Consider the following 24,182-nt stretch of genomic DNA (forward strand, 5'->3'; position numbering starts at 1 on the left):
TCAAAGAGGATATACTTATGAACTCAACACAAAACACCATTCAACAATTTTTTACTGGGAAAAATTACTACCAGATTCCTGTTTATCAAAGGGCATATTCTTGGGAAGAATATCAATGGAAACAATTTTTAGCAGACCTTCAAGAAGTGAAAGCTAATCATTATTTCTTTGGCAATGTCTTATTACAAAAAAATGGCGATATGCGTGATATTATTGATGGACAACAACGCATTACCACCATCATTATTTTTGCTCGTGCTGTTTATGATACCCTCAAGCAATGTGGTGAAAGCGAGGATGTACTGCAAGATATTGCCGAAGATTATTTCTATTACAGAAAAAGCAAACTAAATGCGGTAGAATACGATAGGGATTATTTTAAAAAGCTCATTATTGAAGGTGATGACGGTATGCACGATCCACAAACACCTTCACAAATTCGCATTTACAACGCCAAAGCATTTTTTAAAGAACAACTCAAAAATCTTGATAAAGAGAGTATTACTCAATTATTTAATATTGTTAAAGAATCCCAAATTTTAGAAGTGAATTTTGATAATATCAAGGATAGTGTTTTGATGTTTGAATTACAAAACAATCGAGGTAAAAATTTAACCAATATGGAAAAATTAAAATCGTATTTTTCCTATCAAATTTACAATAATTGCGATAATGCAGAAGATAAATTAAGTGAAACCACCCGAATTTTTGAAGAAATATACAGATTAATCAATGATATAAAAACACTTAATGAAGATGAAATTCTACTTTATTTTAATTATTACAAATTTGGATACGCTTACAGAGAAAATAATGACACATTAAATTATAAAAAACATCTTAAAGAAAGCCAAAATATCATCAAATTTATTGATGATTATACAAAAGACTTGAAAAATGCATTTGTTAATTTAAAAATCTTTTTCGCATTAGATAATAAAGCCAAAAATGATTTATTAAGACTTAATGCTTGGGAAATTTATCCATTTATTATCAAGGCTTATACATTGTTTGGTACGGATGAAACAAAACTTAATGAAGTCTTCAAGTTACTTGAAATCATTATTTTCAGAGATAAATTATCCAATACTAGAGCAGATTTGGCATCACGCCTTATTTCTGTATTAAAAAATTTTACAGATTTAGAAAGTCTAAAAAATGCGCTTAAATCTGTTTGTGAAAGTGAATATTATTGGAGTGATGACAACATACAAAATACACTTCGTTATATCTATAATTCTAAAGGTAATACCATTGTACCCTATATTCTTGAGAAATATGAAAATTCACTCAGACAGAATAACAATGTTCAAAAAGATTACATTTTTACTTGTGGCGATAACTTAAAAGATGTTTCACGAGAACATATTGCACCACAAACTAACGATGGTGAAGAAATTGCCACCGGTTATGATAAATATGACAGTGAATTTTATGAAAAATATTTACATAATATCGGCAATCTTGTGTTAGTTACACCTTCACATAATTCATCAAATAGCAATAAACCATTTAGTGAAAAATTACCGACGTTTACCAACAATACTGATCTGTTACAACAACGAGAAATTAAAGATTTTCTTGTGAATGGTGAAATTTGGGATAAAGCGGCAATAGACAAACGTTTTGAAAAAATTAAAAACTTTGTACTGGAGAATTGGAAAATTTAGACACAATAAATAAAATATACAAGCTATTAATCAAGTGCGGTAAAAAATGACTGTTTTTTCACCGCACTTGAAAATGTCAAATTTACTGTTCACTTTGGCAGGTAAAATGGGTTGACTCATAGAGGCAATAGCGACTTTGTTTAGCCATTGTTTTTCCAATTTTTTATTATCACCATTCATAAAATAAATTTTAAACATTAATTAAAAATGAATTTTCACCTTGCGACACTATTTGTCGCATAATTGGATATACTATAACTCATTCAATTAACTAAGGAGAAAATCTATGCCTATGATCATTTGGACAATCAGTGATTATTTCTATCACAAACAACGCGATCTTTATTTCATTAAATTCAAACAAGAAGACCATGAAAAAGAAGAAGAAATGCTGCTCAATTGGTTTAATCAAAATTTGCCTGATGTGCCCATTGCTCCAATCTTCCCTTTCATGTCTGATGAAGGTATTTTGTCGGGTTCTGCTAATGCTTTTTATATTGATTTTGATGAAAAATCCTTAGCTATTTTTTGTGAACGTTGGGAAGATGGACATGACAATTCCATTGATAAACGTTTTCAATGTTATTTTTTCCCATTAGAAGATTACAAAGCATTATATAATGGACAAATTCCAAACCCTTATGAATTTGATTACGAATAAATAGAGTAAAAATAAAGGCTCATACGAGCCTTTTTTCTTTATCCTTGATACGTCCATACCACAATCGACAAATCTTCTTTTATTTCTGGCTGAGTTAACTTATCTTGATAGGCTTGCAAACGTTGTTCATTGGTTGAATAGGACTGCCAAATTTCGCTTAATTGTTCGGATTTTAAAAAAGCAGTTAGACCATCAGAACATAATAAGAGCGTTTCATTGGGTTTTAGCTGGTATTCTTGGTTAAAAATAGTAAAATTTCTCGCTGCTCTATCGGCAACCAAACAATCGGACAACATATATTTGATTTCTTCACATACAATATTGGGATCAACTTCTGGATAGGCTGTTAATAATTCATTGAGTATAGTATGGTCATAACTTAATTGAATAAATTCACCAAGCTCGGTAATTTTATAGGCTCGACTATCACCAATATTTAAAATTCTCACTTTACCTTTTTCAAATAATTGAGCCGAAACTAAAGTGGTGGTGGTTCCCCAAGGTTTAGGGAAATAACTGCAATAATATTCAAATACTTGTCTAATCCATTGGTCGGTTAAATGTGTACAATCATCTTTTAACCATTCAATCCAATAACGACTTGCTTTAAAACATTTTGGGGTGGTAGATAGCCCATCCGCAATCGCAATAATCGGATTTTCTTTTTCAAAAGTAACTGTTTTCGCTTTTTGCGGTTCACGTCTCAAAACTTGGCAACGCTCTACGCCTGTTAATAAAGCATCGTGGCAAACAAATCGTTGAGCAGATTGGCAATAAGTGATGGAATAGGTTGGCATAATTTTCTCCTTTGCTGTGGGAAAGTGCGGTACAAAATGGTAGATTTTTCACCGCAGTTGATATTTCAAAGAAGATTTTATTGATTTTTGCGACAAAGTATGTCGTATAAAATATGATAGTGGGGATTTTATTCCATCACACAGATTTCTATCATTTTTTGTGTATACAAAGATTCTCTTAATTAGCACAATTAAAAATAAATTAAATGTGTTTTTATCATTTTAAGATCGTTATTCAATATGTGACTTATCCGTATATCAGAATCATCATTCTGACAAATCTTCAGTAAAGAAAAAATATTCATTACACCTAAAAAATCAACTGTCTCATTGCTTTCTACGACAAAAAGCCCTGATTTAATTGGGGAAATATACTCAAAATAATGTATCATATCAGTGGTCAGAGCATCAATATTGCCATCAAAAGAGCGATAATTTAACGTTAAAGTCGGTGTGATGACGCTCAATAGGTCATTAAAATCAATGCTCATCACGCCTTTTTTATCAATAACATCCACAAAAAGTCTCATTATTTCTTGTTGTTCACTCTCTTCCCTATAAAAAATGTGATTAACTTGTTCAATCGTTGGCATAAGTTCATCAAATTTTTTATGGCGTAGAATAATTGGTATTATCCTTTGACGAATTAACATTGAAATACAATCTGGTAGTAAAGGATCACCCATATCCGAAATGACAAAGCAAATATTTGCCCCCCAAATAGCAGACAAATCCATTAAACAAGACACAGATATTGATTGAATACCTTCAATGAATTGGGACGGTTTATTAATATAAATCGCTGAGAATTTAACAAAATGGCACATATCTATTTCCTAAAAGTACGTTACTTGATGGAAATTATATGCCTCAGTTGCGACAAAATATGTCGCATGTAATTATTTTTCAAAGTGAAAAGTGCGGTTAAAAAATCATATTTTAACCGCACTTCAAAAATTTAAGTCATATTCATTCTTTTAGTTGATTATCTATCTCTATCATTTTATTCACTAAAGGGAGCAACATATCATAAATCTTTTGAGCTATTTCGCCACTTGGAATTTTTGACCAAACTTCTTTATTCCAATTTATAATAGAGGTATCTGCATATTTCCAACAAAACCACCACTCATTAGAATTTTTATCAGTTATCTCATCAAAAATAGTTTTATTAGTTTTATAAAATTCATTTTCATTTTCTAATTTAAATCTCTTATAAAAACCATAAAACAGACTTTGATAATTAGATCTATCGAATTCCATTCTCACACTATATTTTGTAGTATTTGATTTAATCTCCACAATAGAAAAATATTTACTTTTCCCTTTTTCGGCATCCTCAAAATGTAGAAATTGATTTATCCGATAAACATCTGAAAATAACCCTTGTAATTGTTTTTGTAACTTTTTCATTAACTCTATCTTTAATAAATCCTGTAATTCTCCAAGTAAAATAGTCATTTTTATATATTGTTCACTTTGGATAATTTGTTCAATTAACTGGTTACTTTCTTTTGTCATTGCTAAAAATTCCTGTTGTAAAAATTGTTTTATATCATCACAAAACTGTTGCATTCGTGGTGCAATAATTGGGGTTTGATCTAGCCACTGAATTAAATCCGTAGGTGTCATCATTTTGAATTTATTTTCTTTAGTTAAGTTTTCCCGTTCTTCTTTTGATAGAGATGACGCATCTGGATCTTTATCATAGTTAGGCAAATAAATGAGACAATAATTCTCCTTGACTCTATTTTCTATATCCTTTAGATAATCGTGGATTTGTTTAGGTTGATCGACTGCACCCCGTAATTTATTCTCAATAGAAATAATCCATTTTATTTCGTTATTCAAATAACCTTGAATAAATATATCGTGTCTGCGGTTCTCAGTGGTACTTTGTTCAGTCACTACATCAACCTTGTCATAGGCTAAAAATGTTGAAAGATGTGAATATTTCAAGAAACTGTTGAGAAATAAATCTTGTTGCCCGTGAGTTTCGTTTGGATCTAATAAAAAAGCCAAAATCGCAGATAATCCCATTTCATCTGTACGAAGAAAACGAAGTGGATTAAAAGCATTCGCATCATACAATGCGGTTTTCTGCTGTTTCTGCTTTATTTCAGTATATTGTTGGTAATAATGGCGTAAGAAAGTCACTATCTCTTTTAGTTCCATTGCTTGGTTCTCCTTAAACTATAGCTTAATATTCAATATCATTATATACTTGTTAACGACAATCTATGTCGCAAAAATTATCAAATTTCAATTTTCTCAATATCCCAAACATCCTCCCCAAATTTCGCCAGCCACCAATCCAGCATTTCGCTATCCACCACCGTGGCTTGAAAACGATAATGTTGATCGGATTGTTCCAAAATTTGTTGATCTGCTGATAACGGCGTTTCGGTTAAATGAAAGCCTGCATAACGAGCCACCGAAAATCGCAGTTGAATGAGTTTGCCGTTGCCAAAGCCAAAATGAGCATCATTCACATAATTTTTCAATACAAAGTCGGTCGGACGATCAAAAAACATCGTGGAAAGCTCTGCGGATTTAATGCGATGCAGTGCAAGATGTTTTGGCGTGTCATCGTCTTGATAACGTGCCACTAAATAGCTACTCGCCCCCTGTTGCACCAAGGCTAAGGGCATTATTTTGGCTTGATGAGAGCGATATTGCCCTTGATAATTCACCATCAAATAGCGATTTTCAAATAGTGCGGTGCTAATGGTGTCAAAAATTTTGCCGCTCACTTTGGCTGGCAAAAGCGGTTGACTGGTGGGGGCAATGGCAACTTTATTTAGCCATTGTTTTTCTCGCTTTTTATTATCGCCATTCAGCTGCGAACGAGCTTGCTCAAAAAAGCCTTGCATTGAGCGCATAATATTGGCAGGTAACAAGGTTTTAAGCTGTTCTTCGGCAAGACGTAACACAAGGGCTTGTTGTGGACTTAAGCTAGGAATATTTAAGCCATTGGAATTTTTCTTCCAGCAATAACCATAGGGTTTAGAACGGTCATCTACTTCAATATCAAAATTTTCTGCCAGCACTTTTAGCAAGCGTTGAATCGAGCGTTTATCACGTACATAACCCGCATCTGCCAATTTTTGTTGTAATTCTTGACTGTCGATTTTTCTGCTTTTTGGAATATTGCATAATACTTCAATGGCTAACAACGCTGTGTCTAGGCTTTTTTCGGACATCATTTCCCCCAAAATTGGTTAATCATTCACAACGCCATTTTATCCAAAATAGGGGGTTTTGTCCCCAGCCACTAGACAAATAAATATGCAATGATGTTTACTTACTCTGTCAAGAGTAAGTAAAAAGGAATACATTCCTTTTGCTCAAAGAACATGCACGATTGCACTGTGTATTTATTTATTTTACAATAGCACCATATCAATCAATATCAAGGCAAAAATGTTTAATCTCACATCCATTCATTTTCGTGATAATTACCTTTACCATTTTTTTCAATACGGTGAAAGTCATAGTAAAATTCCTGCGAATTTAACAAAGGTATTGGCACGAAAATTGGATATGATTAATGCTGCGGAAAATCTAAACGACTTACGTTCACCGCCAGCGAATCGCCTTGAATTACTTGAGCCGAAAGAAAATAAAATGTATTCCATTCGGGTGAATAAGCAATATCGACTGATTTTTAAATTTGAAAATAATGAGATTACTCATCTCTATTTAGATCCTCATCATTACGATTTATAGGAGAATACTATGTATGTGACCCAACGCAAACCCACTCCCGTAGGTGAAATCTTACAAGAAGAATTTTTAGCACCATTAAATCTTAAAATTGGTGATTTGGCGGATATGCTTGATGTTCACCGTAATACTGTCAGTGCCATTGTAAATAACAAGTCTAAAATTAGCTTAGAAATGGCAATGAAATTGGCTAAAGTCTTTGATACCACAGCGGAATTTTGGCTTAATTTGCAAAATAACGTGGATTTATGGGAACTCAATAACAATATAAAATATCAACAAAGCCTTGAAAAAGTGAAAACGGCAAAAGAATGGACTAGATTACCCGCTTTTGCGGTATGACAAACAGGGAAAATTTTTCCGACTAACCTTAAATTCATATAAAACATTTCGTAATTCGGGGAGCTTATTACTCCCCAATCACATTCAACACCCTTTTATCCGAAATCGGATACTTCGTCCCCAACTGTTGAGCAAACAAACTCACTCTAAGTTCTTCAATCATATAGCGAATTTCCAACACCTCTGCGGAGTGCGGTTTAGATTTTGGCAGTTTTGCTAACAGCTGATTGTAGGCTTGTTGGCATTGTTCTACTCGTAGCATTGCTGCCCTGTCTCGGTTGGTGTCTTGGGTGAGTTTGTCTAGGCGTTTGTCGATGGCTTGGAGATAACGCTGTAAATCGGGCAGTCTGGCGTAGCCTGTTTTTTCTACGAAACCTTGGTAAATCAATCCGTTCAGTTGAGTCTTAATGTCAGACAGAGCAAAGGCTTGGGTGAAATCCATTTTGCCTTTTAGGCGTTTGTTGATCTCAAAGGTGAGCGTGAGCAAGCGTTCTACCTGTTGAGCAATGTCCACGGTAATATCATTGAGATTTTCTCGCACGAAATCTCGTAATTTATCAAAATCCGTTTCGTTCCACACAAAACCGCCAAAATCAGCGATTAGCTTGTCCACACCGCAGGCGATACAGTCATCAATTAATTCCAGCACTTTGCCGAACGGGGTGAAATAGAGTCCCAGTTTGGATTTGTTGGGTAATTTTTCGTGTAAATATTTGATCGGTGATGGCACGTTGAGCAAAATTAAACGGCGTAACCCCTGCTGCATCGCCACGCTTTGCTCGTATTCGGTTTCAAATAATTTAATCCCTACGGCATCTTTTTCGTCCGTAATCGCAGGAAAGGCTTTGACCGTAAACCCTTGTTTTTTCTGCTCATAACATTGCGGAAGTTGGTCAAAATTCCAAATATGAATCCCCGATTGCTCAATGCCGTCATCTGCCACGGCGGAAATGCTGGCTTGCACCCGATCTTTGAGATCAAATTTAAGCTGGTCTAAATTCATACTTTCGGCAATTTTTTTGCCTTTGTCGTCCACCACACGGAAGGTCATTTTTAAGTGCGCTGCCAATGGTTCAAGATTCCATTGCTCAGGTTCAACGGTTACGCCTGTCATTCGGCGGAACTCGTGGCTTAAGGTTTCCGTCAAGGGCTTATCAAAATTGGTTACTCGCCCTAAAAACGCCTCGGCATAATTGGGGGCTGGCACGAAATTGCGGCGGAGCGTTTTCGGTAGGGCTTTGATTAAAGCGATAATCAATTCTTGGCGTAAACCTGGGATTTGCCAGTCAAACCCTGTCATTTCAATTTGATTGAGCAACGGCAACGGAATATGCACCGTCACGCCGTCTGCGTCCGTCCCTGGTTCAAATTGATAAGTCAGTTTGAGCTTAATATTGCCCTGTTGCCAGAAATTCGGGAAATCCAGTTGGCTCACTTTTTGTGCATCATCATTCATCAAGAACGATTTTTCAAAATTGAGCAAATCAGGATCGTTTTGTTGGGCGATTTTCCACCAACTATCAAAATGTTTCTGCGACACCACATCCGCCCCGATGCGTTCATCATAAAACTCAAATAAGGTGCGGTCGTCCACCAAAATATCACGGCGGCGGGATTTATGCTCCAGCTCTTCCACTTCACGCACTAATTTTTGGTTGGCAAAAAAGAACTTGTGGCGAGTGTTCCAATCTCCCTCCACCAGTGCGGATTGAATAAAAATCGTACGGCAAGTGTGCGGTTCAATTTGGCTAAAATTCACAGGGCGACTTGCCACAATCGGCACGCCATACAGGCTCACTTTTTCATCGGCAATCACTTGCCCACGGGATTTTGACCAACGGGGTTCGGAATAACTGCTTTTGGTTAAATGTAAGGCCAAAGGCTCGATCCATTCTGGCTCAATTTCTGCCACCATTCGCCCCCAGAGTTTAGACGTTTCTACCAGTTCCGCTGCCATTACCCATTTCGGCTGTTTTTTAAACAATACCGAATTAGGAAAAATTGCAAAATGGGCATTTCTTGCCCCTAAATATTGGCTTTTTTCATTATCTTTCAAGCCGATATGCGACAGCAAACCGCTTAAAAGTGCGGTGTGAATTTGCGGATATTTTGCCGCTTCCGAATTGATCGGCAAGCCCAATTCTCGCACTTGGGTTCTGATTTGATGATAAATATCCTGCCATTCCCGAATCCGCAAATAATTGAGAAAATCCTTTTGGCATAAACGGCGAAATTGGTTTTTGGTCAGCTCTTTTTGGTTGGTTTGAATATAATTCCACAGGTTCAGCCACGCCATAAAATCGGATTTTTTATCGGCAAAACGGCGATGTTTGTCATCAGCGGATTGTGGTTTTTCCTGCGGTCGTTCTCGGGGATCTTGAATAGACAGGGCAGATACGATAATCATTAATTCGTGTAAACAACCTTGTTCTACCGCTGTTAAGAGCATTTTGGCAAGGCGGGGATCGACGGGTAATTTAGCCAGTTGTCGCCCAATCGTTGATAGGCGGTTTTTCGGGCGGATACGTAGATCCGCCCCTACAGTGTTATCGGTATTCGTAGGGGCGGATCGATGTATCCGCCCATTTTCCTGCACGGAATGTGATGAAAACGCTCCCAATTCTTCCAACAACTTAATGCCGTCTTGAATATGGCGTTTATCGGGGGCATCCACAAAAGGAAAAGCATCAATATCGTCCAAGCCCAACGCCGTCATTTGCAAAATCACGCTGGCTAAATTAGTGCGTAAAATTTCAGGATCGGTAAATTCAGGGCGATTGTTGAAGTCCTCTTCTGAATACAGGCGAATACAAATCCCCTCTGACACCCGTCCACAACGCCCTTTGCGTTGATTAGCAGATGCTTGCGAAATCGGCTCAATAGGTAGGCGTTGCACTTTGGTGCGGTAGCTATAACGAGAAATGCGTGCCGTACCAGGATCGATCACATATTTAATCCCTGGCACGGTCAAGGACGTTTCCGCCACGTTGGTTGCCAATACAATACGATTAAGTCCGCTCGGGTGGAAAATTTTATTTTGTTCTTGGGCGGACAGGCGTGCATACAAGGGCAAGATTTCCGTATGGCGAAGATCTTGTTTTTGCAACATTTCCGCCGTATCCCGAATCTCTCGCTCGCCGTTTAAAAAGATCAGAATATCGCCTCTGCCCTCTGCTTGTAGTTCATCTACTGCGTTAGCAATGCCCTGTAATTGATCTTCTTCATCGTTGTCTAACATTGGACGATAACGCACTTCCACTGGATAGGTTCGCCCTGACACTTCTAAAATTGGGGCGTTGTTAAAATGCTTGGAGAAACGTTCTACATCAATGGTGGCTGATGTGATAATGACTTTCAAATCAGGACGGCGTGGCAACAGCTGTTTGAGATAGCCGAGAATAAAATCGTTATTCAGTGAGCGTTCGTGGGCTTCGTCAATAATCAAGGTATCATATTGATTTAAATAACGATCGGTTTGAATTTCTGCCAACAAAATCCCGTCTGTCATCAGCTTAATTTGGGTTTGCTCGCTGATTTGATCGTTAAAACGCACTTTGTAACCCACTATACCGCCGAGTTCCGTTTGCAATTCTTCCGCAATACGAGCCGCCACTGAACGCGCCGCAATACGGCGTGGTTGCGTATGTCCAATCAAGCCTTTTTTGCCTAAACCCAGTTCTAAACACATTTTCGGTAATTGGGTGGTTTTGCCCGATCCTGTTTCGCCTGCGATCACTACAACTTGATTTTCACGAATTAATTGTTGAATTTCTGCTTTGCGTTGACTCACAGGTAAATTGTCAGGAAATTCAATTTTTTGCACCGCAGTTTTACGTTGGTTTAGGCGTTCCTGTGCCAATTGAATTTGGCTTTGAATGTCTGCTGCCACGGCTTGTTGGCTTTGTTCATTTTTAATTTGAGCAATGCCACGAATCCGAGCAGCAATTTTTCGCTCATCAAGGATCATCACCTCTTTGAGTTGGTGAAATAAGGTTTTTTGTAACGGCGTTAGTGGGGTTCTATTTGATTTGGTTTGATTTGGTTTCACAGCTTATTTTCCCCCAATCAATAAGGATAAAATCCCTGCTGCAATCAATGGGCCGACAGGAATACCGCCGAGAAATGCTACGCCAAGCACGGTGCCAATCAATAAGCCAGTGAGTAGAATCGGTTGGGTTCCCATTAAACTGACGCCTCGCCCACCGAGCCATGCGACCAACGCTCCCACGGCCAACGCAATTAGCATTTTCCACTCAAATAAGGATTTCAATTCTGGCAGTTGCACTTTGCCTGACACTATCGGGCTGAGTACGCCAATGGTTAAAATAATAATGCCGATCGTTAAACCATTCTTTTCTACAAAGGGGATGTATTTGCTCAAAAAAGTTTGTTGCATTAACAATAAAACGGTGGCGGAAATGGTAATCGAGCTGTTATTACTAAGTACACCGAGTAAAATGAGTACGACCAGTAACAGAGCGATAGCATTAAATTGTAATGACATAATTAATCCTTGAAAGTGCGGTCTTTTTTTGAAAAATTTTTACTATTATAACAAATTCTCCCTTTTGCCTCGCTTTTTTATTTCCATTTAGCGAAAAAATCGTTAGTATAAAACGTCACACATTCAACGAGAAAATCACATGGACATTGCCTTAATTTTAGCCAGTAAAATCACCGAACTTACCCTTATTGTGTTATTAGGTTACGGTTTAGTGAAGTCAAAATTATTGCAACCGAAAGATACCTTTCCACTCTCTGTTGTCGGGGTGTATATCATTAGCCCTGCCGTCATGCTCAAAGCGTTCCAAATTGATTACAGCCCTGAATTGTTGCGTGGTTTATTGCTTTCCGTTTCCATGGCAATTTTGTTGCACATTCTCTTAATTATCATGGGCGTGATGCTGAAAAAAATCTTTAAACTTGATGGCGTGGAACATGCGGCGGCCATTTATTCTAATTCAGGTAATTTGATTATTCCGCTCGTGATGTCTATGTTTGGTGATGAATGGGTGATTTATGCCACCTGTTTTATCGTGGTACAGACGGTGTTATTTTGGACCCATTGCCGTGGTTTAATTTGTGGAGAAAAATCTTTCTCCTTGAAAAGAATTGTGAAGAATATCAATATTTGGTCAATTATTGTGGGGGCAACCTTGTTTGCTTTTCAGATTAAATTGCCCGCTATTGTTGTTGGCACCTTATCTTCCATCGGGACTTTTATTGGTCCGAATGCCATGTTGATTGCAGGTATGTTAATTGCAGGTATTCCGTTACGCAGTATTTTGTCGTCAAAACGGATTTATTTAGTCACTTTTTTACGCTTAATTTTTATCCCACTTTGCTTAATGCTCGTGATTAAATTCGGCCATTTTTCTAGCTTGGCAGAACATGGCGAAACCATTGCGTTAATCAGTTTTCTCGCCACCATTAGCCCTGCGGCGGCGACCGTCACACAAATTGCGGTGTTACATGGCAAAGATGCGCAAAAATCCAGTGCCATTTATGGGGTGACAACCATGTTATGCGTCATCACCATGCCGTTAATTATTACTTTGTATCAGTTGATTTAGGCAAGTTTAAGCGATAAAGATCTTTGCTATAAATCACGCTCGTGGGATTGGTGAGATCGTAGCCCGCCACACTGGGGGCAATTCGCACTGGCATGGCATATTGAAAAATCGGCATTACCACATATTCTTGCTGAGAACGAGCAATCGCCTTGCGATAAAGTGCGGTGCGTTCTTGTTCAGAAATCTTGGCCGACAAGGCTTTTTCTAACAGGTGATCCATCTCGGGATCAGAAAATCCCATTTTATTATCCGCACTTTGGGAATGTAATAAGGATAAAAAAGCAGAGGGATCATTATAATCCGCACACCAACCTGAACGAATAAGCTGAAAATCACCTTGAGCATGTTTTTCAAGTAGCGTTTGATAGGAAACCGGATCCGCTTGAATACGAATTAAATCCGACTGCGACCACACACGAATTAAATGTTCTGCAATTTGAGCATGTAAACCATGGTTATCATAGGCGAGCCGTAACATTAAGGGTTGACTTTCGGTGATCCCCGCATGCTGTAATTGTTGTTCCACCACCGTCGGCTCAAAATCTCGTTCTTGTTCAAATTGCATATTATCGGGTAAATAACTGATTCCATTCGGCAACATAAAAGGTTGTGACGGCACGATATTACTTGGAATCATGGCCGATAAAGCATTGCGTACCGCTTTTTTCTGCAACAGAGGATCACGGAAATTAAATTCGTAAAAATAAGTACAAAGTTGCGGGAAGTAGCTGATGTGATCTGTCCCCTGTTGGCTATTTTGAATAATATCCAAGCGTGATGGCGACATGTCAGGCGTGATCTGTTGGTAGATCACTTGACCAAATGCACGGTCATTGGCTTGCCAATAGCTCGGATTTTGCTGTAAACGAAGTTGATTTTTGCCTTGTTCCGCAAGCACATAAGCGCCATTGGAAATTATGTTAGTGGTCGTTGGCGTCGCTCCTTGATATTGAGGTAACAAGGCCACATGCGCCAACATCTTCGGCAAATAAGGGGTGGGTTTATCTAAACGAATTTGCAAGGTGCTGTCATCAAGGGCTTGTACGCCGAGTTGCTGTACAGGCATAGATTGCGCCAGTACGGCAGCGGCATTTTGCATATTCATGTAGCGTAAAAATTGCTTTTGCGGATTTGCCGAACCCGCTAATTGTTGCCAACTTTGCACAAAATCTTGTGCCGTCACGGGGTCGCCATTGGACCATTTGGCCTGTTTACGCAAGGTAAAAATCCATGTTTTTTGATCCGCACTTTTCCAGCTTTCTGCGACACCTGCAATAATATTACCCTGCGGATCATAAATCACTAAGCCCTCGAATAAATCACGTAATAGGGCGGTTTGTTCTGGCTGTTGAATCTGTTCAGGCTGTAACATAAACGGCCCATACACACCTCGGACTAACACATCCGATTGATACGCCACATTATCGGTGGGGCTGGCAACGCTTTGCGTTTTTTCAGGAACAGCATTAGGCTCACAGGCTGACAGACAAATGAGGCTAAAGATCGCCAACATGGCCACCTTAACAGCGTTTATTACGATGATTTTATTGTGCATAGTTGCGCTTTATCCGCTAATTCGCCGGATATTCTTCAATGGTGACAGGCAATTCAAAAATGCGCCCTAAACGTGAAATCACCACCTTGACTTGTGTGTTTGGCTTGGTATTGCTGATCACTTGCATTACCTGATCGGGCGAATTGGCCACTTTATCATTAAATTTCAACATCACATCGCCCGCTTGAATACCCGCTTTTGAGGCAGGCCCATTTGGTACCACATTTTCAATTAAAATCCCCGAACTGTTTTCATCATTTTGACCGTTACTAAACAAAATATTACTTTGTACGCCAAAATAACCTCGGATCACTCGGCCATCACGGATAATCTTTTTCATCACATCATTGGCAATTTCAATGGGGATGGCAAAGCTCAAGCCCTCGGCAATTTCCGTGGCGTCTTTGCCGATACTTAAGGTGCTAATGCCCACTAACTCGCCCAAGGAGTTGATCAAGGCGCCACCCGAATTGCCTCGATTAATGGAGGCGTCTGTTTGAATAAAATTCTGCCGACCGACGGTTTCGCCGACGGCATTTCGGCCGGTGGCGCTGATGATCCCTTGCGACACGCTTTGACCGAGATTATAAGGATTACCAATGGCGAGCGCTACATCCCCCACATGCACTTGACGCTTGGCATTCTGCGGTATAGTCGCCAATTTTTCTGCTCGAATTTTTAACACCGCCAAGTCAGTTAAACTATCCGAACCAATTAAATTGGCCTCAAACACCCGTCCGTCTTGTAAAGCAACAATAATTTGATCCGCACGTTGAATCACGTGTTTATTGGTGAGAATATAACCGTCTTTGCTCATAATCACACCCGATCCTAAATTATGGGTTGACACTTTCCCCGCATCTAAATTGGAATTGCTGGTAAAGGTTTGATTATACACATTCACCACCGCCGGCGAGGCAATGCGTACAGCCTCTTTAAAAGACATCACGTCACTGGTTAATTTTAACCCCGTGCCACCGGTAAATTGCGGGATCACAAAGAGAATTAAGCCTGCACAAACCAAGCCAATCAATGCGGATTGTAATAATTTTTTTATCATAACAGTCTCTCTATTTTTGCTGTTTGCGGTAGTAACAGGTTTTTAAATCTTCGCCTAGCTGTTCAACAGATTGTAATTGCCATTGCGGGGCTTGCGCCAGTTGCTGAACATGCGGCAATTTGCACAAGCCTCTGGCTTGATCGCCGAGTAATTTAGGCGCAATATACACCAACAATTCATTGACTACATTCTGCTCAATTAAGGCACCCGCAAAAGTGGCCCCACATTCTACCCATAAGCTGTTGATTTGGCGTTCCCCTAAGGCTTGCATTAAGGCAGAAAGTGCGGTCTGATTTTCGTTAATTTTTAGCTGAATATGTTGGCAGAAATCAGGGAAATCTGCTAAATCACGGGCTTTATCACTGACCAACCACACCGGCGAATCTGTGTTAAAAAGCTGATGGCTCGGCAACACTCGGTGCTGAAAATCCCAAATAATACGCACCGGTTGGCGAACATTTTCAATTGCGTATTCTTGCTGAATGGCTGGCGGTAACTGCGCCCAACGGACATTTAAGCTCGGATCGTCCGCTAGCACCGTGGCGGCGGTAGATAAAATTGCCGAGGCTTTTGCCCGTTCTTGTTGCACGTCAGCACGGGCTAACTCGCCGGTAATCCATTTGCTCTCACCATTCGCCATAGCCGTGCGACCATCCAAACTCATGGCCAATTTTAATTGTACAAAAGGCAAGCCCGTTCGCATACGGTGCAAAAAGCCTTGGTTTAACCTTTCGGCTTTTTCTTGCAATAATCCCACCGCCGTTTCAATGCCTGCCTGTTGCAACATCTGCAAACCACGGCCAGCCACTTGCGGATTCGGATCTAACATGGCCGCAATCACTTTGCTCACACCTGCCTCAATTAAGCCTTTGGCACAAGGCGGTGTGCGTCCATAATGGGAACAAGGCTCCAAGGTCACGTAAGCCGTCGCATGTTTAGCTTGTTCGCCCGCTTGGCGTAATGCCATGACTTCAGCATGCGGTTCGCCCGCTTTGAAATGAAAACCTTGCCCGACAATTTTTCCCCGTTTGACCAACACACAACCCACCGAGGGATTTGGCAAAGTAGTAAACCGGCCACGTTCGGCTAAATCTAACGCAAGTTGCATAAACTGGTGATCTTGTGGGCTAAATGTCATCAAGTAAAGTCCTTAATTTTATCGATTTCTTTGGAAAATTCATTAATATCTTCAAAACTTAAATACACCGAGGCAAACCGAATATAGGCCACTTTATCTAATTTTTTTAATTCATCCATGACTAAATTACCCACTAATTTACTCGGCACTTCTCGCTCGCCTGTCGCTTGTAATTGGTGAATAATATGGCTCACCGCTTTCTCTACATCATCTTCGCTGACGGGGCGTTTCCCCACCGCATGCTGAATACTCTGACGGAGTTTCAACTCATCAAAAGGTTCTCGAGAATCGTCCTTTTTGATCACTCTTGGTACAATTAATTCAGCGGTCTCAAAGGTAGTGAAACGCTCGTGACATTGTATACATTCACGACGTCGGCGAACCTGAAACCCCTCGGCCACCAAACGGCTATCAATCACTTTCGTTTCTTCGGCAGAACAAAACGGACAATACATAACATTCCTTATTTTTCTAATACTTGCTTCGTTTCTTTATCCATTTCTACATTAATTTTATGATCCACCACCACATTCATATTAATGGTAATCCCCTCTTTCGGCGTTTCCAACTGTACGGTAGGCGTACAGCCAGTCAGCAATAGACTGACGGCCAGAAAGTGCGGTGTCAATTTTATGTATTTTTTCATCATTCAAAAACCCTGTTGCGCATGGCTTAAGTTTAACACAGCCTGAGGGGAAATCCTACACCTCAAGGTGAGGGCTGTTGAGGTTTCAAGGCAAGAGATTATTTTCTTTTTTGATAGAGTTGATATTCTAAATTCTGTTCAAAGGTGGAACCATAATTTATCATATCCCATAATTCATGGACATTTTCTTGATGATTATAATTCAAGGTAATGGGATGTTTATTGCGTTTCGTCGGATTATAACCTTGAATATGTGAGGCTAATGTCAACATGCCATTGGGCGTTAAATTGACATTGGCAGTTAACTTTTGCAAATTCATATTACTCACCACATCCGCTAAAATCCCCTCGGTTAACCCACCGGATTTTAGCCCTGTGATCAGTTCTGGCCCCAATGTTAAGTTCACATCTTGCTCGTCCGTTTTGGTGATTTCGCCATCACAAATAATACAATGCTCATTTTCCAACCAAAATGGGAGCGTCGCATTCACCCGCCCCGACAGGCCCACTTGGGTATATTCTGCCATGGTTAAGGCTTGCGATAAATCAATATTATATAGCTGTACATTGGCGATTGTTTGTTGCGGTAAAGCAAATTTATTGACGCTCATTTCGCCACCGAGTAAATTAAATTTTAATTCACTCAATGTCAGCGGGCGTTGTGCCGAATAAGGGTAATAACCTTGCACTTTCACACGCAGATTTTCAGCCACTAACACACCTGATTTCAGGTAATTGACCGACACTTGCACGGGATTTTTCACCAATTCTATGCGACTATTGAGGTAACGATAAGGCAACGCAAATTCAATGCCTCGCAATTCACCATCAGGAAACGCCACCTCCGCTTGTCGAATGGAAAAATGGCCACCCATTTGTAAACCCCGTTCGGTGCTGACATCAAAATCGGTTTGTCCTTTGATCGTGCCATTTAAAATTTCCCATTCCCAATTCTGCGGGAATAAGGTTTGGAACACTTTCGCCGATTGTTCTAACCAATATATTCGCCCCACTAATTCATCATGGCGATAATGGGCAAATAATTTTATCGGGCCTAATCCCCCTGCGGTCATATTGCCGGCTAAATTAAAATCTTTGAGCGCTTTGCCATCAATGCCTAACTCCAACACCGGTTTGACAAAATGCCCGCCGTAATCTAAACCAATGTCGGGAATGCTGGCTTGCAGTAAGCCTTGTAATTTATCTTCTTCATAATACCAATGCAAGGTGTCTTTTAAGCGCATTTCAACCTTGGGAACACGGATTCCTGAGGTATAAAATTTCCCCAAATGGGCTTGTAATTGTTGGATTTCCACATGATCCGATTGCCATGCGCCTTTTCCGCTTACAGTAATCGGGCTTTTCAGTGCTTTCACGTTCGCTTTGCCGTTAAAATTCCATTTCCACCAGTTGCTATCACTGCTTTTCAAGATCACCCCATTGCGTTGAAAATCATCTGTACGCAAGGCGAATAAAGACGTAATCCCCGCCACAAATTGATTGGCTTGACCGTCTAAATGTAAATCAATATCCGAAAATTGGGCGGTGTGGCCTTGTAAAAAGGCTTGTAATCTTCCCCCTACGCCATACTTGCCAATAATCACATCTGTCATAGGTATTCTCACCGTCATATTGGCATTAGGTTCTTTCCAATTCACCCGTAAGGTGGATTTTTCTTTGAATAGGGCAATCATATCCTCTTGATTGCCTCGCACATCAAACGCCGTGTCGACATAAGCAATGGATTGACCGTATTTCACGTTGCCATGGGCCTCCAAAGGAAGATTAAGACTGTCTTTGTTAATCGTACCTTGGGTACCATAAATCACAATATTGCCTTTGCCAGCCTCACCAGAAGAAAACAAACTCAACCGTACGTCCATATTGATCGGAAACCAATCTTCTTCTGGTTTTCGTAAGGTTAAATTTAGCACCCCTTGCAAAGGCTGTTCCAATGCCGAAATATCCCAATAAAACTGGCTTTTTTCAATCTGAAATCGGTCTTTTTCCACCTTAAACGGCACATTTAAAATTGGCTGTTGATGTTCCACATCTTGCAAAACCAAGGTGCCTTGCCGATCTTGCCATTGCAAGGATAAATCCGCCTGCGTTAAGGCTAAATCGGGGCGTTGCCAATGTAAATTGAATTTCCCCTGTTCGGGAATATCCAATATATTTTGTGATAAGGCAAATTGAAAATCTGCTTGATGTTGCTGATCCGCTTGGGGTTGATAGGTTAAATGGCCACTCACTTGCTGTTCGGCTAAGGTTGCATTGAGTTGAATCAGCTCACGCTCTGGCGTTTTGCCCGTCGCTTGTAAATGGAGTTGTTGATCTTGATAAGACAAAGCGGCGCTTAATTGACTTTGCAATAATTGTTGCAGCGCAGGCGAACTGATGGCCTCCGCATTAATCACCTGTAAATCCGCAATTTCTACGCTCACATCAGGCAAACTGGCCAAAAGTGCGGTTAAATTAAATTCTGTTTTTGTGGCGTCCTCTGCACTCGGTATCTGTTGAAAACAAGCATAATCAAGGATAGCCTTTTCCGCCTGTAACGCGCGTTTATCCCACCAATGGGCTTGAACATTTTCTAATTGGACTAACGGACAAGCCACGGGCTGATTGAGATTCAGCGTAAAGCTATGCAGTTCCGCCCCTTTGGTGGAGAGCGTATTTTTTTCACCGATTCTAATGGAAATATCTTGTCCGAGAAAATGATTCGCCAGTTGCTCGATATGGCTCGGTGACAAGGCAAATAAGCTGATTGCCACCACTGCGAGTAACGTCACCGAAACAGAAACAAGACATTTTTTAACCATCTGCTTTCTTCTCTATATGAAGTACGCTAACATGGCCCAAATCGGTAAAAAACTGGCAATAAACAATAATAGCATTAACGCAGGATAATTGAGTTTTATTTTTCTGAAAATCGTCACCGCTAAAATTCCCATCAGTGCCAAGTGCGATAAAAAATAAAGGACAACGGCAAAATCATTGGCAAAACGCACCGCACTTGGATTCCATGCCATAAAAAGTAATACCGACAGGATATTCAGTACCAACAACACCGCCATAATCAATGGCAATAAAGCGATCAAACCTTGCAAGCGGTTACGTGAAATCACCAAGGCTAAATTGGCCAGCACCACCCCAATAAATAGTTGGGCAAAGGGGCTATAAATCAAATAGGGGGCGCGATTCTCAACCATTAACAGCACATAGAGAACGATAGCAATCAGCCCAATCATTCCCCCCGCCAATAACCACGTATCACGGCGATCCTCCTCTTGTGTCGGTTGTTTTAAGGCAATGATAACCATCAATGCCCCACAAAAACAGAGCGCTAACGTGGTTAACGGGCGGGTATCATTTAACAACCCGATTATGCCGATAATCACCCAATACAAAGCAAAAAAGCCCTGCGCAACCATTAACCGCCCACGTTGACCGGGACATATTTCCCCTTTGAGAAACACCACAAAACACAACAGTTGTGCCGCTAAAAAGCTCAATGGCAACGCACGTTGTTGAAATATAATTACGTAACTTTCGGGAATGCACGCCAATAAAATCGGCATGAGGGAGAAAAGTGCGGTGCGTTTTAAAGGGGTTTCTTCTAACATAATCAATCCAATCAATGTTTAAAATGATAAATAAGCGGCCATCACCAGCGCATTTTCACGCTTGCCCTCTGGTGTTGGGTAGTAATCTCGGCGCACACAGACTTCATTAAAGCCACATTGTTCATACAATTTTTGGGCGTTATGGTTACTTTCTCGCACTTCCAACCAAAGGGTTTTAATGCCTTTTTGTTGTAATTGCACCAGTAATTGATGCAGTAATTGAAAGCCTAATTTTTGCCCTTGAAAAGCGGGATCAATGGCAATATTAAATAATGTCGCCTCATCCACCACGATTTGACTAATGGCAAACCCGACAATCTGCTGATTAACGCTAATTTTAAGATTATGATAACGCTCACCCTGATTATTTTTCAAGGTGCCCATGGACCAAGGCACTAAGTGCGCCGCCTGTTCAATCTCAAAGAGGCGTTCAAAATCCTGAGGTTCAATCCATTCAATGCGGATATGACTTGACATAGCGTTCCTTATTGACGTTTGTTCGGCAAGCGATCCACGTCGGTTTTCTTCTCAATTTCTTGTTCTTGATAATCAAACACCGGCAACCCCCATTCAAAACGGATCGCCAATAAACGGATAATAAAGCCACTGAGTAAAGTGATGATCACCACAATATCATGCTGAATACCCAGTTCATGCAAAGCAATGTAAATACAGGTCGCCAATAAGGCCACACTGGCATAGAGTTCTTTTTGAAACACCAGCGGAATACGGTTACATAATAAATCACGCAACACGCCACCGAATGCGCCCGTGATAATGGCGGCGATAGTGGCAATAATATAGCCATGGCCCATATCCAAGGCAATTTGTGCGCCAATAATGGAAAACACGATCAACCCAACGGCGTCAAGCACTAAGAAAATGGTACGAAAATAGCGCATAAAATGATTAATAAAGGGCGCAATAAACACGGTTAACACCGCCGCCGTAGCCACAATAATAAAATATTCGGGGTGTTTCACCCAACCTAGCGGATAATGCCCTAACAACACATCTCGCACGGACCCACCACCAATGGCGGTCATGGAGGCGATAATAATCACCCCAAAAATATCCATTTTTTCTCGCCCTGCGGCTAATGCCCCCGTAATGGCCTCGGCGGTAATACCAATGATATAAAGAATGGAAAGTAACATAGGTTTTGATTGTTGATAAAAAGTGCGGTTGATTTTAGCGTAGTTTTTTGGGAATGGCAATGTTCTGGCCATAGGTATAGATGACAAAATAAAGAGAGCATTTAATGAAAGAAAAAATGGCCATAAACAAAATATTTTATGACCATTAATATGCGTTAAGTTCTATTTGTCAAAATTTTTAAGAATTTCTTTTTCTATTTCAAAATATGTTTTATAACCAGTTAGTTCACAGCGAATAGGTTGTGGAGAAAAAATTAACAACTCCTGTACATGCACGCCACGCCCTGCCCAATAAAAAAGCTCTAACATATTTAATTTTTTCCCATTTTTTAGGGTTAACTGATACTGACGGCCTAAAGATTCAATACTACAACGTTGATTAAGCATGTTAATTTTAACATCACTTGGTTCTAACCCTAAGATTTTATAAAGTTGGCTACGTGTTACATAACTCCCCTGTCCAAAAGTCGATTTGAATTCTAGAACAAGATTTGGAGATTTAAATGATTTATTTGCTACAGGCGTTTTATCCCAAACTTCCCCCCAAAGAGTTAAATAATACAAAAGTTTTTTTTCACCATCCTCATTATAACTAAGTAAATCTGAACTTTTAACATCCTTTGCATCTAATCGCAAATTTGTTCCATCCGCCGCCAATGGGGGATATTTTTGTTCAAAATACTGCTTGAATTCCGCCTTACTTTTACTGGCGGCCAACTTTTCATAGGTGGCATAATCTGGCATCAGTGCAGGTTCAGCCGCCATACTTAGTTTCGAAAAACAGGCGGATAAAATAGGCAAGATAAATAATAGCGTACGTTTTTTCATATGTCATTCCTATGGGTAATAATGCTGATTTTATCCACTTGTTATATTAATCACAAGTGAAATGATTATGGTTCTTGAAAATCCTCTCTTTTTTGAAACATGGTAAAGTGTCTCAGCGCATACCATTGTTTGTGTTTTTTTGCTAGCCATAAAAAAGAGCATTATGCTCTTTTTTATCATAACTCAAACCAACTAATTTTTCTCAAAACGTTGTAATTCTTTTTTCGTATGATTTTCTACACCCTGTATGTTAAAAAAATCACAATTCAGTTGTTGCTTAGAAAAAACAAACCATGTTTCTTTCGTAGATGGCTCCTCTACATCGTAATAAACATAAATCATCACATGTAAAATATCACCTGTTTTCAACGTCAATCTATAAGGCGTGGCTTTACTTTCACCGCTGTAACAATAGTTACCTGATATATCAACCTTAGCCTCATTTTTATTTAGCTGCAACAAATTATAAAATTGTTTTTGAGTGACAAAATTATAGGCTTTATTAAACCCCACAATCAGCACTGGCGCAGCCATTTTATTTCCTTGTAAATCATCATAGGAAAGTGCCGTCCAAGCAAAATTGCCTTTCGTTTTGCTTTGTATTGGTGCATATTGTTGCTCAAAATAATGTCTAAAATCAGCACTATTCGCCTTTGCAAAGGTTTCATAGGCGACATAGTTAGGCATTTTCTTGCTACTTAAGGTTGAATTTTCTGCCTGTAATGGTACACAGCCAGTTAATAGTAGAAGTAATAATATAAGTTTTTTCATAGATAAAATTCCTATTCTTCGTACATTTTATTTTTCATTGGGCCAGTGCGTTCAAAGTCTTGAAGTGCATTTTTATCAAGTTTACCTTGTGGAAATCCGAATGTTTTACAACTCTGTTTATTTTTATAAATAGTTAATACAGTATAGTCATGATTACCTGGTTCATAACCACCTGAGTAAAATAAATATAATACTTTTCCAGATTTTAGTGTTAATTTATATTGCCCACTTTCTTCCCAATGAATACTTCCTGGATGTTGTTTACATATATTTATTTTTTCAATATTAATATCATTTGGATCTAACCCAAACACTTTATAAAAGTTATATCGAGTAAAATCTAGATATGCTAATCTGAATTCAAAGCCTAATGTAGTTTCTTTTTTTAAAGCATTATACTTATCTCCAACCAAATAAACCTTACCTCTGAAATAACTAAGCAAATCCAAACCTTCAGGATCATCATACATATCGATTCCAACTGGAAAGGCTTTTTTGACCACACTTACATCAGATTTAAAATTAAGCCCATAAAAATTCTCATTTTTAGGGTATTTTTGATCAAAATAACGTTTAAATTCAGCACCATTATTTGTACTGGCAAATTTTTCAAAGGTTTCATAATCTGGCAG

24 protein-coding genes are annotated in these 24,182 nt (G+C 39.4%); 5 read left to right on the plus strand and 19 right to left on the minus strand.

Annotation, left to right across the window (positions count from 1 at the left end; genetic code table 11):
* The first annotated feature begins 17 nt into the window (after window positions 1-17).
* Window positions 18-1,670: a DUF262 domain-containing protein gene (locus tag ACTG7Q_RS09030; RefSeq protein ID WP_439243030.1), complete on the plus strand. Its 1,653-nt coding sequence runs from the start codon at window positions 18-20 to the stop codon at window positions 1,668-1,670.
* A gap of 30 nt (window positions 1,671-1,700) precedes the next feature.
* Here the strand turns inward: ACTG7Q_RS09030 and ACTG7Q_RS09035 are convergent, their stop codons facing one another.
* Entirely contained in the window at window positions 1,701-1,868 is a 168-nt protein-coding gene (locus tag ACTG7Q_RS09035; RefSeq protein ID WP_439243032.1) for a hypothetical protein, read from the minus strand.
* Between the two features lie 88 nt (window positions 1,869-1,956).
* Here ACTG7Q_RS09035 and ACTG7Q_RS09040 point away from each other — a divergent pair, with 88 nt between their 5' ends.
* Complete coding sequence (locus ACTG7Q_RS09040; protein ID WP_439243034.1) at window positions 1,957-2,331, plus strand: hypothetical protein; 375 nt, start codon at window positions 1,957-1,959, stop codon at window positions 2,329-2,331.
* 38 nt (window positions 2,332-2,369) lie between these two features.
* On the opposite strand, the gene ACTG7Q_RS09045 is transcribed toward ACTG7Q_RS09040, so the two are convergent.
* The 4 genes from ACTG7Q_RS09045 to ACTG7Q_RS09060 all read right to left on the minus strand — a co-directional run bounded on the left by ACTG7Q_RS09045 (window position 2,370) and on the right by ACTG7Q_RS09060 (window position 6,331).
* Window positions 2,370-3,128 (minus strand): PP2C family protein-serine/threonine phosphatase, encoded by a 759-nt coding sequence (locus ACTG7Q_RS09045; RefSeq protein ID WP_439243036.1) that lies wholly within the window; start codon window positions 3,126-3,128, stop codon window positions 2,370-2,372.
* Between the two features lie 191 nt (window positions 3,129-3,319).
* Window positions 3,320-3,955: a hypothetical protein gene (locus ACTG7Q_RS09050; protein WP_439243038.1), complete on the minus strand. Its 636-nt coding sequence runs from the start codon at window positions 3,953-3,955 to the stop codon at window positions 3,320-3,322.
* Window positions 3,956-4,097: 142 nt separating this feature from the next.
* On the minus strand, window positions 4,098-5,303 hold the full coding sequence (locus tag ACTG7Q_RS09055) for a PD-(D/E)XK nuclease family protein (protein ID WP_439243040.1): 1,206 nt from the start codon (window positions 5,301-5,303) through the stop codon (window positions 4,098-4,100).
* An 80-nt stretch (window positions 5,304-5,383) separates the two neighbouring features.
* On the minus strand, window positions 5,384-6,331 hold the full coding sequence (locus ACTG7Q_RS09060) for a helix-turn-helix transcriptional regulator (protein ID WP_439243042.1): 948 nt from the start codon (window positions 6,329-6,331) through the stop codon (window positions 5,384-5,386).
* 220 nt (window positions 6,332-6,551) lie between these two features.
* Here ACTG7Q_RS09060 and ACTG7Q_RS09065 point away from each other — a divergent pair, with 220 nt between their 5' ends.
* Together ACTG7Q_RS09065 and ACTG7Q_RS09070 are read left to right on the plus strand one after the other, a co-directional pair.
* Window positions 6,552-6,857, plus strand: a complete 306-nt coding sequence (locus ACTG7Q_RS09065) for a type II toxin-antitoxin system RelE/ParE family toxin (protein ID WP_439243044.1) — start codon at window positions 6,552-6,554, stop codon at window positions 6,855-6,857.
* Window positions 6,858-6,872: 15 nt separating this feature from the next.
* Entirely contained in the window at window positions 6,873-7,196 is a 324-nt protein-coding gene (locus ACTG7Q_RS09070) for a HigA family addiction module antitoxin (protein ID WP_439243073.1), read from the plus strand.
* A 67-nt stretch (window positions 7,197-7,263) separates the two neighbouring features.
* Here the strand turns inward: ACTG7Q_RS09070 and hrpA are convergent, their stop codons facing one another.
* Entirely contained in the window at window positions 7,264-11,163 is a 3,900-nt protein-coding gene (gene hrpA / locus ACTG7Q_RS09075) for an ATP-dependent RNA helicase HrpA (RefSeq protein ID WP_439243075.1), read from the minus strand.
* A gap of 84 nt (window positions 11,164-11,247) precedes the next feature.
* Window positions 11,248-11,700, minus strand: coding sequence for a DUF441 domain-containing protein (locus ACTG7Q_RS09080; RefSeq protein WP_439243046.1), 453 nt, complete (start codon window positions 11,698-11,700; stop codon window positions 11,248-11,250).
* A gap of 139 nt (window positions 11,701-11,839) precedes the next feature.
* On the opposite strand from ACTG7Q_RS09080, the gene ACTG7Q_RS09085 reads away from it, so the two are divergent.
* The gene (locus ACTG7Q_RS09085) at window positions 11,840-12,769 is read left to right on the plus strand and encodes an AEC family transporter (protein WP_439243048.1); all 930 of its coding nucleotides are present in this window, start codon (window positions 11,840-11,842) and stop codon (window positions 12,767-12,769) included.
* On the opposite strand, the gene ACTG7Q_RS09090 is transcribed toward ACTG7Q_RS09085, so the two are convergent.
* From ACTG7Q_RS09090 to ACTG7Q_RS09145, 12 genes are all read right to left on the minus strand, one after another.
* Window positions 12,747-14,324, minus strand: coding sequence for a peptide ABC transporter substrate-binding protein (locus ACTG7Q_RS09090; RefSeq protein ID WP_439243050.1), 1,578 nt, complete (start codon window positions 14,322-14,324; stop codon window positions 12,747-12,749). The two genes, ACTG7Q_RS09085 and ACTG7Q_RS09090, sit on opposite strands and share 23 nt — an antisense overlap.
* Window positions 14,325-14,340: 16 nt before the next feature.
* Window positions 14,341-15,384 carry an outer membrane-stress sensor serine endopeptidase DegS gene (degS, locus tag ACTG7Q_RS09095; RefSeq protein ID WP_439243052.1) on the minus strand — a complete coding sequence of 348 codons (1,044 nt, stop codon included), beginning with the start codon at window positions 15,382-15,384 and terminating at the stop codon, window positions 14,341-14,343.
* Between the two features lie 10 nt (window positions 15,385-15,394).
* The gene (gene ribD, locus ACTG7Q_RS09100) at window positions 15,395-16,522 is read right to left on the minus strand and encodes a bifunctional diaminohydroxyphosphoribosylaminopyrimidine deaminase/5-amino-6-(5-phosphoribosylamino)uracil reductase RibD (RefSeq protein WP_439243054.1); all 1,128 of its coding nucleotides are present in this window, start codon (window positions 16,520-16,522) and stop codon (window positions 15,395-15,397) included.
* The gene (gene nrdR, locus ACTG7Q_RS09105) at window positions 16,522-16,977 is read right to left on the minus strand and encodes a transcriptional regulator NrdR (RefSeq protein WP_439243056.1); all 456 of its coding nucleotides are present in this window, start codon (window positions 16,975-16,977) and stop codon (window positions 16,522-16,524) included. Before nrdR ends, ribD begins: the two co-directional genes overlap by 1 nt.
* An 8-nt stretch (window positions 16,978-16,985) precedes the next feature.
* The gene (locus ACTG7Q_RS09110) at window positions 16,986-17,168 is read right to left on the minus strand and encodes a YnbE family lipoprotein (RefSeq protein WP_439243077.1); all 183 of its coding nucleotides are present in this window, start codon (window positions 17,166-17,168) and stop codon (window positions 16,986-16,988) included.
* 98 nt (window positions 17,169-17,266) lie between these two features.
* A complete protein-coding gene (locus tag ACTG7Q_RS09115) occupies window positions 17,267-19,990 on the minus strand; it encodes a YdbH family protein (protein WP_439243058.1) in 2,724 nt (907 codons plus the stop codon).
* A gap of 12 nt (window positions 19,991-20,002) precedes the next feature.
* Window positions 20,003-20,794: a hypothetical protein gene (locus tag ACTG7Q_RS09120; RefSeq protein WP_439243060.1), complete on the minus strand. Its 792-nt coding sequence runs from the start codon at window positions 20,792-20,794 to the stop codon at window positions 20,003-20,005.
* A gap of 18 nt (window positions 20,795-20,812) precedes the next feature.
* Window positions 20,813-21,271 carry a ribosomal protein S18-alanine N-acetyltransferase gene (gene rimI, locus ACTG7Q_RS09125; RefSeq protein WP_439243062.1) on the minus strand — a complete coding sequence of 153 codons (459 nt, stop codon included), beginning with the start codon at window positions 21,269-21,271 and terminating at the stop codon, window positions 20,813-20,815.
* An 8-nt stretch (window positions 21,272-21,279) separates the two neighbouring features.
* Window positions 21,280-21,951: a trimeric intracellular cation channel family protein gene (locus ACTG7Q_RS09130; protein ID WP_439243079.1), complete on the minus strand. Its 672-nt coding sequence runs from the start codon at window positions 21,949-21,951 to the stop codon at window positions 21,280-21,282.
* Between the two features lie 162 nt (window positions 21,952-22,113).
* On the minus strand, window positions 22,114-22,779 hold the full coding sequence (locus ACTG7Q_RS09135) for a hypothetical protein (protein WP_439243064.1): 666 nt from the start codon (window positions 22,777-22,779) through the stop codon (window positions 22,114-22,116).
* Between the two features lie 192 nt (window positions 22,780-22,971).
* Window positions 22,972-23,550: a hypothetical protein gene (locus ACTG7Q_RS09140; RefSeq protein ID WP_439243065.1), complete on the minus strand. Its 579-nt coding sequence runs from the start codon at window positions 23,548-23,550 to the stop codon at window positions 22,972-22,974.
* A gap of 11 nt (window positions 23,551-23,561) precedes the next feature.
* Window positions 23,562-24,182, minus strand: a 621-nt coding sequence (locus ACTG7Q_RS09145) for a hypothetical protein (RefSeq protein ID WP_439243067.1), incomplete at its 5' end; no start/stop codon positions are given.

This window comes from Lonepinella sp. BR2474 (assembly GCF_051851555.1).
Classification (GTDB): domain Bacteria; phylum Pseudomonadota; class Gammaproteobacteria; order Enterobacterales; family Pasteurellaceae; genus Lonepinella.

Excerpts from the sequence above, each read along its gene's own strand:
- degS (WP_439243052.1), bottom strand. The coding sequence starts at position 15,384 with ATGATAAAAAAATTATTACAATCCGCATTGATTGGCTTGGTTTGTGCA.
- ACTG7Q_RS09055 (WP_439243040.1), bottom strand. The coding sequence starts at position 5,303 with ATGGAACTAAAAGAGATAGTGACTTTCTTACGCCATTATTACCAACAA.
- ACTG7Q_RS09040 (WP_439243034.1), top strand. The coding sequence starts at position 1,957 with ATGCCTATGATCATTTGGACAATCAGTGATTATTTCTATCACAAACAA.
- ACTG7Q_RS09135 (WP_439243064.1), bottom strand. The coding sequence starts at position 22,779 with ATGAAAAAACGTACGCTATTATTTATCTTGCCTATTTTATCCGCCTGT.
- ACTG7Q_RS09030 (WP_439243030.1), top strand. The coding sequence starts at position 18 with ATGAACTCAACACAAAACACCATTCAACAATTTTTTACTGGGAAAAAT.
- ACTG7Q_RS09110 (WP_439243077.1), bottom strand. The coding sequence starts at position 17,168 with ATGAAAAAATACATAAAATTGACACCGCACTTTCTGGCCGTCAGTCTA.
- ACTG7Q_RS09080 (WP_439243046.1), bottom strand. The coding sequence starts at position 11,700 with ATGTCATTACAATTTAATGCTATCGCTCTGTTACTGGTCGTACTCATT.
- ACTG7Q_RS09035 (WP_439243032.1), bottom strand. The coding sequence starts at position 1,868 with ATGTTTAAAATTTATTTTATGAATGGTGATAATAAAAAATTGGAAAAA.
- hrpA (WP_439243075.1), bottom strand. The coding sequence starts at position 11,163 with ATGATCCTTGATGAGCGAAAAATTGCTGCTCGGATTCGTGGCATTGCT.
- ACTG7Q_RS09050 (WP_439243038.1), bottom strand. The coding sequence starts at position 3,955 with ATGTGCCATTTTGTTAAATTCTCAGCGATTTATATTAATAAACCGTCC.
- ACTG7Q_RS09060 (WP_439243042.1), bottom strand. The coding sequence starts at position 6,331 with ATGTCCGAAAAAAGCCTAGACACAGCGTTGTTAGCCATTGAAGTATTA.
- ACTG7Q_RS09065 (WP_439243044.1), top strand. The coding sequence starts at position 6,552 with ATGTTTAATCTCACATCCATTCATTTTCGTGATAATTACCTTTACCAT.
- ACTG7Q_RS09085 (WP_439243048.1), top strand. The coding sequence starts at position 11,840 with ATGGACATTGCCTTAATTTTAGCCAGTAAAATCACCGAACTTACCCTT.
- nrdR (WP_439243056.1), bottom strand. The coding sequence starts at position 16,977 with ATGTATTGTCCGTTTTGTTCTGCCGAAGAAACGAAAGTGATTGATAGC.
- ACTG7Q_RS09090 (WP_439243050.1), bottom strand. The coding sequence starts at position 14,324 with ATGCACAATAAAATCATCGTAATAAACGCTGTTAAGGTGGCCATGTTG.
- ribD (WP_439243054.1), bottom strand. The coding sequence starts at position 16,522 with ATGACATTTAGCCCACAAGATCACCAGTTTATGCAACTTGCGTTAGAT.
- rimI (WP_439243062.1), bottom strand. The coding sequence starts at position 21,271 with ATGTCAAGTCATATCCGCATTGAATGGATTGAACCTCAGGATTTTGAA.
- ACTG7Q_RS09115 (WP_439243058.1), bottom strand. The coding sequence starts at position 19,990 with ATGGTTAAAAAATGTCTTGTTTCTGTTTCGGTGACGTTACTCGCAGTG.
- ACTG7Q_RS09130 (WP_439243079.1), bottom strand. The coding sequence starts at position 21,951 with ATGTTACTTTCCATTCTTTATATCATTGGTATTACCGCCGAGGCCATT.
- ACTG7Q_RS09140 (WP_439243065.1), bottom strand. The coding sequence starts at position 23,550 with ATGAAAAAACTTATATTATTACTTCTACTATTAACTGGCTGTGTACCA.
- ACTG7Q_RS09120 (WP_439243060.1), bottom strand. The coding sequence starts at position 20,794 with ATGTTAGAAGAAACCCCTTTAAAACGCACCGCACTTTTCTCCCTCATG.
- ACTG7Q_RS09045 (WP_439243036.1), bottom strand. The coding sequence starts at position 3,128 with ATGCCAACCTATTCCATCACTTATTGCCAATCTGCTCAACGATTTGTT.